Raw genomic sequence first — 13,456 nt, 5'->3', positions numbered from 1 at the left:
AACATGCAGTGGACCAACAAGGGGGGCGTCCTGCTCCTCGCCGGGGCGCTCCTCGCGCTCTCCGGCCCGCTCGCGGCGACCGCCGCCGCGGGCGCCCCCGGCGCGCCCGGCGGTCCCGGGGCGAACGCCGTCCCCCGTACCGCCGCCACGCAGGCCGACCCGCCCGAAGGACCCGACCCGATCGACTTCGCCGTCGTCGTCGACCAGTCGGCGAGCCTCGCCGACAAGGACCTGGCACGCGAGACCGAAGCGGCGGCGCTGCTCGTCCAGGGCGAGATATCGGAGCGCTCCCGGGCCGCCGTCATCGGCTTCGGCAGCTCGGAGAAGCGCGGCCAGTCGCCCGTACGCGAGGTCTGCCCGCTCACCGTCGCCGACGCGGCGGGCCGTGAGCGACTCAGCGACTGCGTCCAGGAGCTGGGGCGGCGCGACGAGGCCCGGATGGGTCCCGGCACCGACTTCCCGGCGGCCGTACGCCAGGCCGTCACCCGCCTCACCGGAGCCGGACCCGGACCCGGAAAGGGCACCGGCACCGGCGGGACCAAGGCGCCCGCCGCCCCCAAGGTCGTCTTCCTGCTCACCGACGGCAAGCTCGACGTCGCCGACAGCCCCGAGTACGGCACCGACCGCGAGAACCGCCAGTCCAACGGAGCGCTGCGCCTCACCGAGGAACTCGCCCGCGCCCGCGCGGCCGGCGTACAGATCTGGCCCCTCGGCTTCGGCAGCGAGATCGACCGCGCCGCCCTCACCGCCATGGCCCAGGGCGGCTACCGCGGCGCCTGCTCCGAGATCCCCGACTCCGAGCCGCGCATGCGGGTCGTCGACACCTCCGCCGAGATCGACAAGGCGCTCCAGGAGACCTTCGCCGCCGCCCGCTGCGCCCGGATCGCGCACGGAACCGTCGGCAAGCCGCCCGCCGACCTGACCGTCACCATCCCGCCCATCGCCACCGACGGCTCCCTCACTGTCGCCAAGCACGACCCGAAGGTGCAGGTCACCTACTTCGACCCGGCGGGCCGCAAGGTGCCCCTCCGGGACGAGTTCGACGGCTCCACCTTCGAGGTGAGCGGACAGAACGGCCCGGTCGAGGCGCTGCGGGTGAAGAACCCGCTGCCCGGTGCCTGGCGGGTGCACATCGAGGCGCCGGAGGGCCACCGCGACCGTGAGGTCGCCGTCCGGGCGATCTGGCAGGGCCGGCTGCAGTCCGCCGTCGTCCTCGACCCGGCGTCCCCGCGCGCGGGGGAGCAGGTGAAGGTCGAGGTGCAGATGCAGACCCGGCGCGGGGTCGTCATCACCGACCCGCGTCAGCTCGCCGGTCTCTCGGTCGCGGCCGACCTGAGCGGGGAGGGCTTCCGGCCCGTCAGCTTCAAGCTCGCCGATGACGGGAAGGCCCCCGACGCCAAGGCCGGCGACGTCCGGTTCACCGGCACGCTCACCATCCCCGCGAGCGCCACCGGCGACCTGGAGCTCGTCACCCGGATGGAGGCGCCCGGGATCACCTCCGACCGGCGCCCGCTGCGCACCCGTCTCGCCGAGGACGCGCCGCTGGTGACCGCGGCCGTCACCGTCGACGGGGCCACCGTGCACCCCGGAGCCACCGTCCGCGGCACCCTGGACGTCACCAACAACGACTCCGCGCCGCGCACCCTGCGGCTCGCCCTGGACAACCAGACCCCGGGAGCCGAGCTCGCCGTCTCCCCGGCGACCGTCACGGCCCCGCCGAACAGCAGCACCCAGATCCCCTTCACCGTCACCCTCGGGAAGGGCACACCCTTCGGCGCACTCGCCGGACAGGTCACCGTCGTGGACACCGCGGACAGCGACCGCCCCCTGCGCGGCGCCTTCCTGAACGTCCGGGTGGTGGAGCCGCCGACCTGGTGGGAGCGCTGGTGGAAGGCCGTGGCCGGCGGCGCCGCCCTCGCCCTCGTCATCGGCATCTTCGTCGTCATCCGGGTCCTGGCCAGGCGCCGCCGCCGCGACCTCACCGGCGTCACGATCGAACTCTGCCAGGGCGAACGGTCGCTCGACTCGCTGACCGTCCGCCGGGGGCAGAGCCCGGGCGGCGTCTTCGCCTTCGCCGTCGACGAACCGTACGGCACGCCACCCACCCTCCGCCGGATCCCCGGCGGCGGCTCCTCCACCGCCCATGTGCTGCGCCGCAACGGCTCGGGCGAGATGGCGCTGCGCACCCGGGGCGGCGGGCAGGTCCCCGTGCGGACCGGTGAGCCGGTCGGGATCGGTGACCACGAGCTGGTCGTACGGGGCGGCCGCCCGGCGCCGGCCCGCGGCCGGGGCACACCGTGGCTCCATCGCCCCCGCCGCACCGGCCCCGGTGCCGGAAGCGGAGGCGGAGGCGGCAGTACGGGTGCGGGTTCCGGTTCCCTCTCCGGAGCGGGCACGGACGGCTCGCCCGGAGCGCCCGACTACGACATCAATTTCTGAACGGGTCTCCGAGGAGAACGACATGAAGATCTATCAGCCCATGCTCTTCGTCGGACTCGGCGGCACCGGCGGAAAGATCGGCACCGAGCTCGAACGCAGTCTGCGCCGGGAGCTGTGCGGACCCGACGGCACCGACCTGTTGGACGGCGGGCGCCGCCTGCCCTTCCAGCTGCCCGACTGTCTCCAGTTCGTCTACGCCGACTTCAGCGAGGCCGAGCTGCTGAACTACCCGCAGTTCAAGGCGAAGGGAGCCGAGGGCGCCGCCTTCGCCCGCACCTCCCGGATCGTCCGCGACCTGCTGCCCACCGACTTCGACTCCTCGCCCGAGGTGACGCGCATGCTGCGCGTCACCGTCCCCGACGAGACCCGGCTGTGGCTGCCGCCGCAGGCCCGCCAGCCGCGCGTCGCCCCGCTCAACAGCGGCGCCGGGCAGCTGCCGACCGTCGGACGCTCCGCGCTCTTCGCGACCCTCCGCTCCGGTCTCGAACCCGTCCTGCGCCAGCTCCGCGAGGCGATCGGGGCCATCGGCCAGTCCGCGGGCGACCTGCGGAGGGTCGGTGGCGGCCCGATCCGGGGCTGCGACGTGTTCGTCGCCTTCTCCGTCGCGGGCGGTACCGGGGCCGGCATCTTCTACGACTTCATCCACCTCATCGGGCACGAGTTCCGCAACGCCCGAGTGCCCGGGGTGAAGATCTACCCGCTCGTCGTCATGCCCTCCGCCTTCCCGCCCGAGGCCGGCGGCGGACGCGAGGCCGAACTCAACTCCGCTCGCGCCCTCGTGGACCTCTCGCGGCTCGTCGACGACCAGAACGTGCCCGACGCCCTCGACCAGGTCGGCGACGTCGAGGACCGCGGGCGGCTCAGCGTCACGTACCCCGGCGACGGCGTCGTCGCGCTGCGGCCCGCCACCATGCAGACCGCCTTCCTCTTCTCCAAGCCCTCCGTCATCGGCAGCGAGGACCTGCGGCGCTCCATCGCCGCCATGGTGATGTCGCTGATCGGCACCGACCTCGGCCAGGACACCGGCTCGGCGACCCGCGCCGAGGACGACTACCAGTCCTTCGCCGCCAGCTTCATCAACAAGAGCGTGGAACGCTCCACCCCGGCCCGTACCGGCATCGGCTACCGCGGCATGTCCACCAGCCTCGCCGCCTCCCTCACCGTGCCCGTCGACGACCTCGCCGAGATCGTCGCCGCACGGCTGCTCGCCCAGGCCGTCCGCGGCATGACCGAGCGCGCCAGGCGCCCCGACCGGGAGGGACAGGACCACGTCAGGGAGCTGTTCAACCGCTCCGCCATCGGCCGCCTCTGGACCCGGGACGCCCCGAACGTCCCCCTGCCCGAGCAGATCCCCCGGGGCAAGTCGAGGATCACCCAGGAACTGCGCAACCGGCTGGGGGACATGGAGGAGGCCCTGCGCCGCCTCGACGCCGGTCTCGCCCGGGAGATCCCACGCCTCACCGAGGACTTCAGGCCGAGTACCGGGGTCCGCGAACTCCTCGGCTCCATGGACCCGTTCCAGGTCGAAGTCATCCTGACGGGCCTGCCCGGTCACCCCGACCGGGTGGCGAGGGAAGGCTTCACCGGCATGATCGACAACCGGCGCAACGAACCCGAACGACCGCCGAACGTCCACACCGCCGCCCCCAACATCCCCCCGATCAAGGGCGCGGTCGGCGGGGTCGTACCGGCCCGGTGGAACGACCCCGACGTCCAGGACGCAGTCGCCGCCCAGCAGGCCTGGTACCAGTGGCGGGCCCGGACCCTCTGGCACCGCGGCTGGCAGGCCGGTGAATCCCAGTGGCGGCCCGCCCTGCACAAGGCCGGCTCCGAGGTCGCCGAACTCACCAAGGCGCTCCGCGCCCACGAGCAGGACGAGCCCAAGGCCTTCGCCGACAGCCGCCGCGACCTCTACCGCGACGACCGCGCCGGCATCGCCTACCTCCTGCCCCCGCAGAACACCCTGCGCGCCTTCTACGACGACGTCGTCGACCGGCTCGCCCAGAGCGAGGGCCTGCCCGAGGCGGCCGACGCCGCGACCCTGCTCGGTCGGCTCGTCGGCCCCGAGGACTGGCGGCGGGCCCTCGACGCGGTCCGCCGACAGCCCGGCGCGGCGGTGAAGGAGATCAAGCAGGTCGTCGAACGGCGGGTCAAGCGGCTCTTCGGCGAGGCCAACGAGGACGCCTTCGCCCGCCCCCTGCTGCCCTCCATGGAACTGCTGCTCCGGGCCGCCGCGGGCGACGAGACCGCCGAGGCGAAGATCGACCCGCGCTGGCTCGACCAGTTCCGTTCGCGTCTCGCCGGCCTCATCCCGGTGGGCTTCGTCCCGGACGGCAGCGGCCCCCTCAAGATCCTCATCGTGCACCCGGCGAGCGAGTCCGACGGCCGGGCCCGCGACTACCTGGAGCAGGCGCTCAACCTGCCCGGACGGGTGACCCCGGAGAGCCGGGCCGGCGACACCGACGCCATCACCGTCGTCTTCTTCCGCAGCGGCATGAACCTCACCGACATCTCCGAGGTCCGCAACATCCTCAGCCTCTGGTCCGAGGCCCGCGACTCGGCCGGCGAGGACGACTTCCTGCACTGGCGCCAGCGCCTCGGCTACCAGGACGACTGGCTGGTCTCCACCGAACACGACCGGCAGCGCATCCTGCACCGGCTTCTCTGCGCCATGTGGAACGGGCACATCGACACCGAGGGCCCGATCGGCTCGCCCCACCGCGTCCGCATCCGGCTCCAGGACGGCGAGTCCGCGACCATGACCCTGCGTCTGGAGGACTTCGACGGCTCGCTCACCAGCTGGGCGGGGCTGCTGCGCGCGTACGAGCGGTGGGCGCTGCTCGACGAGGGGCAGATCATCGAGCAGTTCTGCGAACGCCTCATGCAGGCCCTGCCCAAGGGCCTCGCGCAGGTCCCGGTGCCGCCGTCGCCGCTCTTCACCCACTTCGTGGAGCAGGTCGCGCCGCGGCAGCTCGGCCTGATCGCCCGACTCGTCGCCGAGTACGGCGAGTACGGCGAAACCGACACCGAATGGCTCGCCCCGATCCGCCACTTCTGGGAAGTCACCTTCCCCGGCGCCCTCGACATGCGCTTCCCGAGGGCGGCCCGCGCGACCCGGGCGAGCCTGCGTGCCCTGTACGAACGGCACGCGTCGCGCGCCGGGGTGACGCAGGGCCAGGGCCAGAGCCAGAGCCAGGGGCCGGGCCAGGGGAGGCCGCCGGGGCAGCGCCAGGGCCACGGGCAGGGCCAGGCCCAAGGCCACGGGTACGGGCAGGGCCAGGGTCACGGTCGCCGGCCCGCGCAGGACTTCGGCCCGCAGGGAGCGCACAGGCGTGAGGGGTACGAGTACGGCCCCGGCCCCGTGAGCGAGAACGGGGTTCACCCCGAGTGGGAGAACGGCCCCCGTCCGGGGAGCGAGAACGGCGCGCGCCCCGAGTGGGAGAACGGCCCCCGTCCGGGGAGCGAGAACGGAGCCCGGCCCGAGTGGGACAACCGCCCCGGTCCGGGGAGCGAGAACGGTGCGCGCCCCGAGTGGGACAACCGCCCCGGTCCGGGGAGCGAGAACGGCGCCCGGCCCGCGTACGGGAACGGCACCGTGCCCGATCCCCGCACCGCCTACGGGAACGGAGACACCCCCGGCACCGGTCCCCGTGCCTCCGCGGGGTCGCCCCAGCAGGCCGGTTCCTCCGCCTTCGAGGAGGACTGGGAGCAGGAACCCGAGCCCGATTTCGGACCCGAGTACGACGACGGGGCCTCCTACCGCGACCGGGCCGGGGAGGCGGAGTGAGCGCGCGCGTCCTGCCCGAACGGCCCCTGCCCGGCCACGCCGTCTGCCTCGACCTGCGGACGGCGGGGGCGTACGACCTCGACGCCGTCGTCCGTGCGGCCCTGGACGCCCCGCAGCCCGGTGGCGAGCGGCGCTTCCTCGTCCTCGACGAGGCCGACCGGCTCGTCGCCCACCAGCTGCTCTACGAGCGGCTCTCCTCCTACGGGCCCGCCCACATCGTCTGCCTGGCGGTCGGCGTCCGGGGCGAGCGGACGCTGAGCCGCACCCTCACCCTGCGGCCGCCCGCCGCCGGGGTCCTGTGGGTGTTCGACACTGCGGAGGACGGTGTCCCGGGTGAGGCCGTCCTGCGTCCGCTCGTCGACGTCCTGTCCACCCCCGAGGTCTTCGACGCGGTGCTGCGCGCGCTCGGCGAGGTGGTGCACGGCGTCGCCGTGCCCGCCGTGCGCGTCCTGGAGCACGACCTCACCGACGAGGCGCGGGCGCGGGCCTGGCGGCAGTCGGTGGAGGGGCTCACCGGGCCGGACGTCCCGGCCGGTACCGTCTCCGCCGAGCAGGTGCCGGGGCCGCTCGCGCTGCTGCTCGACGAGGGCGTTCCGCGTTCCCTCTCCGACCACCGCTGGCTGCCGGCCCAGGGCAGGGCGGGGCTCCGGCTCGCCGCCTGCGACGAAGCGGTCGGGGACGCCGTCGACGGCTACCAGCGGATCCGGGGCGCGGCGGGGCTCCTCACCGGGGTCGGCCGCACGGTCGATCTGCCGGGTGACATCGAGCGGGTGACGGGGGAGCTGGAGCGGTTCCGCGCCACCGTCGCGGACGCCTTCGCCGCCGCGGGCGGCAGCCGGCTCACGGTCGAGCACCGGGGGGTGCTCCGGGACCGTGGCATCGAACTGCCCGAGATGCCGAGGGAGATCTCGCGCACCGGGATCGTCCCGGCCCTGCGCGACCACACCCACGAACTGATCGGCAAGGGCCTGCCGTTGCGCTCGGTGGCCGCCCGGCTCGCGGCGCTCTCCGCGCGCACCGCGCCCGTCGGCAGTGCCGCCCGGCTCGCCCGGCTCGACGCGATCTGCGGGCCGGAGCGGCTGCGGCGGCTCGGCGGCCGGTACCCGTTCACGGCGGGCGGTTCGCGCCCGGTGGCCTTCGCGGTGACCGGGGCCCTGGCGCTGCTCGCCGGGGTCTGGCCGGTGCTCGGCTGGGTGCTCGGCCCGGCCGCCGGAGTGCTCGCCGCCGTGCTCGCCCATCTGATGCTCAGGCGTCGGCCCAACCGTTCACCGGACGGGCGGATCGACGGCGGCGGTGCCACGGGTGCGGCGCCCCGGCTCATCGGGGGTGTGCTCGGCGGTCTCGTCGGGGCGGGCCTCGGACAGTTCCTCGGCCTTCCGCTGTGGGCGGGGGCCGTCGCGCTCACCGTGTCCCTGATGGCGATCGTCCTCCTCGCGCTGCGCGACTGGAGCCGGGCCGTGGACGATTGGTGGGCGCGGGCGGACCCGGAGGAGGCCTGGCGGATCCTGCGCGAGGTCCAGAACCTGGTGGTCACGACCGCCGTTCACGACTGGCTCTTCGCCGAGGTGCGGCACCACTGCTCGGCCGGCGCGGGCGCGGTGGCCCGGCTGCTCCGCGGCCTCGCGGACACGGCCGAGGCGCACGGGCAGAGGGCTTCGTACCTGCCGCCGGACGGGCCGTCGGAGGAGGGGTTCCGGACGGAGTCCGCCGTACCGCCGGACCCGGACGGCGCCGGGCCGTCCTGGAGCTGGGACGAGTGGGAGGGCGAGGACGACCTCTGGCCCGACATGGACGAGGAACCCGCGCCTCCCGGGCGGCAACCCGCTCCGCCCCCTTCCGGATCCCCGTACGCGTCCGGCCGGTCCGGCCCGTTCGAGCGGGACCCCGCCGTCTCCCTCGGCGGGGTGTCGGCCGTGTCGGGACCCGTTCCCGCGCCCGCGTGGCTGGAGCGGCGGTACGGCGACGGCGGCCCCCTCCTCGTCGACACCCTCGTCGGCGACCTGGTCGCCGGTACCCTCCTGATCCTCGACCGGTGCTGGGCGGGCGTCGAACGCGACCCCGGAGCGATGGCGCCAGGGGTCCACGAGCAGCGGATCGTGGAGCTCCTGGACGACACCCGCCTCCGGCTGGAGCGCGATGTGGCCGCCTCTCCGCCGCCCCGGAACGAGGGTCTCCGCGAGCCGGACGCGCTCTCCGGTCTGGTCGCCCTCACCGACCGTTCCGACCGGCCCGACGCCGCCCGGCTCACCGGGGTCGCCCCCGACGCCGTGGCCCGGCTGCTCCTGGCCGACGACGACCCCGGCCGTACGGTCGCGCTCTGCGGCCCGGAACACCTGCGGCTGCTCTCCCATGACCCGATCGCCGCCCGGCAGGTCCGCTTCGTGCCCGAGGCGATGCGGCGCGGGGCCGCCGGGGACGACGTCTGGCGGGGCACCGCCGAGGACGTCGTGTGGACCGGTGCGGGACGCCACGCCGGAATCCTCCGCCTCGTACCACTGCGCGCGGACGTCGTGCACACCGTCCGCGCCGAGGAGGCGGGAGAACCGTGACCGACCCGAACCATCCGAACGATCAGAGCGACCCGAGCCATCCGAACGACCGGAGCGACCCGAACCGACCGGGCCGTCCGGCCGACCCGAGCCACCCCATCGGGCCGGACCACCCCGACCACCTGGCCGAATCGAGCCCGCCGCCCCATCCGTACTACCAGGAGCTGGAGTTCCTCAACCCCCGGGAGGCGCAGAGCCGCTTCGTCGTGCGGTACGGCGACGACCGCACTCCCGCCGGCCGCCCCGGATTCCTCGCGCGCCGGGCGTTCCTGGGGACGGCGTCCGTGCCGGTCGTGCAGTACAGGCTGGTCTCGTCCGGGCAGGGCGACCCCCGGGCGTACGGACTCCTGGAACGGGAGGTGGCGGCCGCCGTCGCCCTCGAACGGCGGTACGGCTCCGAGAAGTTCGGTGCCGTGCTCACCCGGATCGTCGGCTTCGACCTGACCGCCGCCGAACCTTTCGTGCTCTACCGGCCGCCGATCGGGCACCCGCTCTCCGACTGGTCGGGGCGGCTCGGAGCCGAGGACCAGGAGCGGATCACCGGCCAACTCGCCATGGCCGTACGCCTCCTCGGCGAACTCGATCTCGTCCACCGGGCGATCACGCCCGAGACCGTACGGTGGGACGGCACCCGGATCCGGCTCTGCGAACCGTACGCGGCGCTGCGCACCGGGGAGGCGCGCGAATCCTTCGGTACGGCTCCCTGGTCCTCACCCGAACAGCGCGCGGGGCGCGGCGCCGCCGACCCTCGCGACGACCTGTGGTCCGTCGCCGAACTCGCCTACTACCTGCTCTCCGGCCGCCCCGACCGCGGCGAAGGGCCTCCCGCGGATCTCGCCGACTACCGCCGCCTCGCCGCCCTCCAGCACAGCGGTCTCTTCTCCCCGCGGGCGGCGGAACGCCCCGACGCGACCGAGCTGTTGAGGCTCCTGAACGTGCCGGACCCCGTCGCCGTGGAAGCCGATCGGCTCGACCGGTGGCGGGCCGAGTACGACCTCCAGATCGCCCGGAAGGCCGCACTGTCCGGGGGAGGCCCGGCGGGCGTCGGGCGGGCCGGGGCGGAGGGTGCGGAGCCCCCCTTCCCCGCCCCGCCTCCCTCCCGTCCCACCTGGCGCGAGCGGGTCTTGGGCAACCGCGGGGGGACCGCCCGCCCCGGCCCGTCCGTGCCGCCCGCCGAACCCGTCCCGGCGCCGCCGTCGCGGGGCCGGATGTGCCCGCACTGTCTGCTCCCCGTCGAGTACGACGAACGGCTGCTCGTCACCATCGACGCCAAGGGCAACCGCATCCCGCTGGACCTCGCCACCGAACGCCGGCCCGACTACAAGGCGGACGCCCTGCGCAAGGCGTACCACCTGTGCCCGCACACCGTGGACGGTGAGGAGGGGCACGAACTCCCCGTGCCCTACCTCAAGAACGGGGAGCCGCTCTCCATCGCCCTCGTCGGCAGCTCCTCCGTCGGCAAGACCCACCTGCTCGCCGCGATGCTCGGCGAGGTCGAGCTCGGCGGCCTCGAACCGTACGGACTGAAATGCCTGCCGCTCAACCACGAGGCGCACCGCACCTATCTGCGTGAACGCGTCCAAAGTCTGCAACAGGGGCGGCAGTTGGGACGCACCGGACAGCAGACCTTCGCCCGGTTCGCCGACGGGCTGCTCGTCTCTGCGGGCGGCGCCACACCCCGGCCCGTCGTCTTCTTCGACCTCGCGGGCGAGGACCTCGCCCAGGACAGCGAGGTCGGCCGCTTCCTCATGGGCGTCGACGCCTTCATCTTCGTCCTCGACCCGCTGCGCGCGCTCCGGCTCCCCGCCCTCGACCCGGTGCGGGAGGAGAGCGGACTGCGGCGGCGCGACCTCGGCGACGAGGCCTTCGCCACGGTGCTCAACCGGATCCCCCGGCAGCGCGGCGGACTCGTCGCGGCCCCGGCCGCGCTCGCCGTCAACAAGAGCGACCTGGTGCGCTTCGAACCGGTCGTCGACCGCTGGCTCGGCCGGGCCCTGCCCGCCCGCCACGACCCCGCCGCGCTGCGGGCCGAGAGCCGGGACGCGTACGCCTTCCTCGCCCACTCGGCCAGCCCCGCCTGGCTCAAGCCGTTCGACGACTGCGCCGACTGCTCCCTGCACTTCGTCGCCGCGACCGGCGGACAGGCACGCGGAGACCGATTTCCGCACGGGGCCCGGCCGCGCCGGGTCCTCGCACCACTGCTGTCGCTCTTCGCCATGTGCGGGCTGCTGCCCGGGACGGAACCCGCGGGACCCAGGGAGAGGATCGTCCGATGACACGGTCGGAGAACGAGGTCGACCAGATCGTCTTCCGCTGGGACAGCGAGAACCTCACCGGCAGCACCGGCTTCGGACCGGTGGCCTGGTCCGGGCCCCGCGACGAGGCCGAGAACCTCTTCCGGACCTTCGGGACCGTGCTGCGCGCGAGCGGCGAGGAGACCCGGCCGGCCCTGGTCCGGCTCGAAGGCCGTTCGACGGTGATGCTGGTCCGCCGTAGCCCCTTCACGGACGCCGGCGGCGGGACCTCCGCGCTCTGCCACGCCCTCGTCGGCTCGACCGAACTCCTCCAACCCGCCATCTGTCTCGGGCTCCACGCCTGGAACTGGGAGGGCGCGGACGTGAACGCCGCGCGGGTGCGCGGGCCGCTGCCGGTGATCCAGGAGGAGGTCCTCGTCCCCGCGACCGGCCGGGGGCAGGGGGAACTCGACGGCGCGCTGGAGTACGCGTCCGAGGAACTCACCGGGACGGTCGCGGAGTTTCTGCGCCACCCGGACGAACGATTCACCGTCCTGGACGAACGGGGCGACACCGCGGCCCCCGTGCTCTGGGGGCTGCACAGCATGTTCGGCGGGCTCACCAGCCGCCGGTGGACCTTCGCCACCCACGACACCGTCGAACTCACCACGCTCCGCTTCGTGTTCGTCGGCCGCTGGTCCGGTGCGGCGAGCCGCAACACCGGGCGTCGCCGCATCGACCCGCGCGAACGGATCGGCGACCCGGCGGAACAGGTCGCGGCCCGGCTCGTCCGGCACCACCTGCGGGGGATCGAGGAGGGCGGCGGTGGCGAGTACGCGATCGGCAGAGCCCTCCACGAGGTCTCGTCCGGGTCGGCCGCGCGTCGCACCCCCCTTCTGGAGACGGCCACGCGCGCGCTGGACGCCCTCGACCGCCGCCGCGCCGCCGGCCCGACGGCCGGCCCCACCCCCCGGCCCCGTTCCGAGCCCCCCACCGGGCAACCCCCCACCCCGCAACCCCCGACCCCGCAGCCTCCGCCCACCGACCCGCCCCAGAGCACTGCGGGAAGGTTGTGGGCGTGGGCCTCGGGCGGCCGCGCAGCCGAGGACGACCCACCGCCGGAGACCGGGCCCACGGCCGGTCGTGGCGGGACTCCCAGGGCCGGCGAAGCACCCGCGGCCCCGGCGGGACCCGCCCCGGGAGAGCTCCGGGCCTTCGACCGCCCCGGCCCGTCGGACCGCCCGGACTACTGGTTCCGCGAGGATCCACCGGAGAAGCCCCGAGAGGAGAACCGGCGGCCATCGTCCCCGCAGTCCGACCCGTACGACCACCGGCCGCGTTCACCGGAACTCGCGGACCCGCGGTCCCGCCCTTCCCGGGCCCCACGTCAGGAGCCCCCGGCTCCAGGTCTTCCGGACGACCGGGAGGCCTACGCGGACCACCGCCCCACCTCGGACGCTCCGCACCGTGCCGACCTCTCGAAGCGTCCCTCCGAGGCCGGCGACGGCCGGTCGGCCTCGCCGGGGGACGACGACCCGGGGAGCCGTACCGAGCCGCACCTCCCCGAGGGCCCCGGTCGCCCGGCGGCCCAGGCGCGGTCGCACCACCGCCCGCCCCAGGGACCGGGAGCCGACCCGTACCCGCGCCCCGTCCTTCCCCGGGCCGAGCCCGTGTGGACCGGGCCCGCCGCGGTGCGAGGGCGGCCCTGGGCCAAGGTGCGGGGCCGAGGGCGGGAGCGGGAGGTCGAGACCGGCCTCGTGCACAAGCTGTCCGTCGCCGACACCGTGGAAGAGGCACGCCGGCTGGTCGCGGGGGGCGGCAACCGCGAGCTGCTCGACGCGCTGCGCCGCCCGCAGGCGTACCTCTTCCTCACCCTCCTCCTTCGCGAGACCGCCCGGCGCCTGCCGTCCTGGGAGCACGCGCTGCGCCGGGAACTGTGCGAGGTGGCCATCGGAAGGGAGTTCTGGGCCGTCGCGCCGCCGGGCGCCGAGGCCGACACCTCCGACCCGCCGGAGGAGCAGCGTGCGGCCAACGCCGCCGAGCTGTACCGCTGGGCGGTCCGCCCGCTCCTCGCACGCGGCGACGCCCCGGTCGGCACGCTCGCGGAGCTGCTCGCCCGGCTCCGTACGGGCCCGGCGCCGTCCGCCCGCGAGGCCTTCTGGCTGATCGTCGACGGCGAGCGGCCGGGCCTGCCGGAGGCGGTCTGGCTCACCCTCCTCAAGGAGGCGTACGGGGTGCCCCGCACGGCGCCGCGCCCGGGAGCGCCCACCCCCGGAGCCGCCGCAGGGCACCCGGACGATCCCGGCAACGCCTACACCCGCCGCTTCCTGGGGGGCGCCGGAGCGCTGATCGGATTCCTGGTGGTCGCGATCCTCGTGATCGCCGTACGGGGGTGGTTCACCTGACAGGGGCGACGGGGGGCGGCCGCCCGGCGCGCCCCGCCCCTG

General features: G+C 74.9%; 5 protein-coding genes. All 5 read left to right on the top strand.

The genetic code is table 11. From position 1 onward, the window contains the following. Positions 1 to 3 precede the first annotated feature (3 nt). Genes OG259_RS10735 through OG259_RS10715 form a run of 5 tightly spaced genes read left to right on the top strand, consistent with a single transcriptional unit; the run spans position 4 to position 13,414 of the window. Complete coding sequence (locus tag OG259_RS10735; protein WP_328942072.1) at positions 4 to 2,439, top strand: VWA domain-containing protein; 2,436 nt, start codon at positions 4 to 6, stop codon at positions 2,437 to 2,439. Between the two features lie 22 nt (positions 2,440 to 2,461). Then, the gene (locus tag OG259_RS10730) at positions 2,462 to 6,226 is read left to right on the top strand and encodes a tubulin-like doman-containing protein (RefSeq protein ID WP_328942071.1); all 3,765 of its coding nucleotides are present in this window, start codon (positions 2,462 to 2,464) and stop codon (positions 6,224 to 6,226) included. Next, entirely contained in the window at positions 6,223 to 8,775 is a 2,553-nt protein-coding gene (locus OG259_RS10725; protein WP_328942070.1) for a hypothetical protein, read from the top strand. The genes OG259_RS10730 and OG259_RS10725 overlap by 4 nt, the downstream gene beginning before the upstream one ends. Beyond that, entirely contained in the window at positions 8,772 to 11,051 is a 2,280-nt protein-coding gene (locus OG259_RS10720; RefSeq protein WP_328942069.1) for a hypothetical protein, read from the top strand. The genes OG259_RS10725 and OG259_RS10720 overlap by 4 nt, the downstream gene beginning before the upstream one ends. Further along, the gene (locus tag OG259_RS10715) at positions 11,048 to 13,414 is read left to right on the top strand and encodes a hypothetical protein (RefSeq protein WP_328942068.1); all 2,367 of its coding nucleotides are present in this window, start codon (positions 11,048 to 11,050) and stop codon (positions 13,412 to 13,414) included. The genes OG259_RS10720 and OG259_RS10715 overlap by 4 nt, the downstream gene beginning before the upstream one ends. The last annotated feature ends 42 nt before the right edge of the window (positions 13,415 to 13,456 follow it).

Source organism: Streptomyces sp. NBC_00250 (assembly GCF_036192275.1).
Classification (GTDB): domain Bacteria; phylum Actinomycetota; class Actinomycetes; order Streptomycetales; family Streptomycetaceae; genus Streptomyces.
This window is presented reverse-complemented; position numbering and strand designations above follow the sequence as displayed.

Coding starts and splice junctions, on each gene's coding strand:
- OG259_RS10735 (WP_328942072.1), top strand. CDS start 4: ATGCAGTGGACCAACAAGGGGGGCGTCCTGCTCCTCGCCGGGGCGCTC.
- OG259_RS10730 (WP_328942071.1), top strand. CDS start 2,462: ATGAAGATCTATCAGCCCATGCTCTTCGTCGGACTCGGCGGCACCGGC.
- OG259_RS10715 (WP_328942068.1), top strand. CDS start 11,048: ATGACACGGTCGGAGAACGAGGTCGACCAGATCGTCTTCCGCTGGGAC.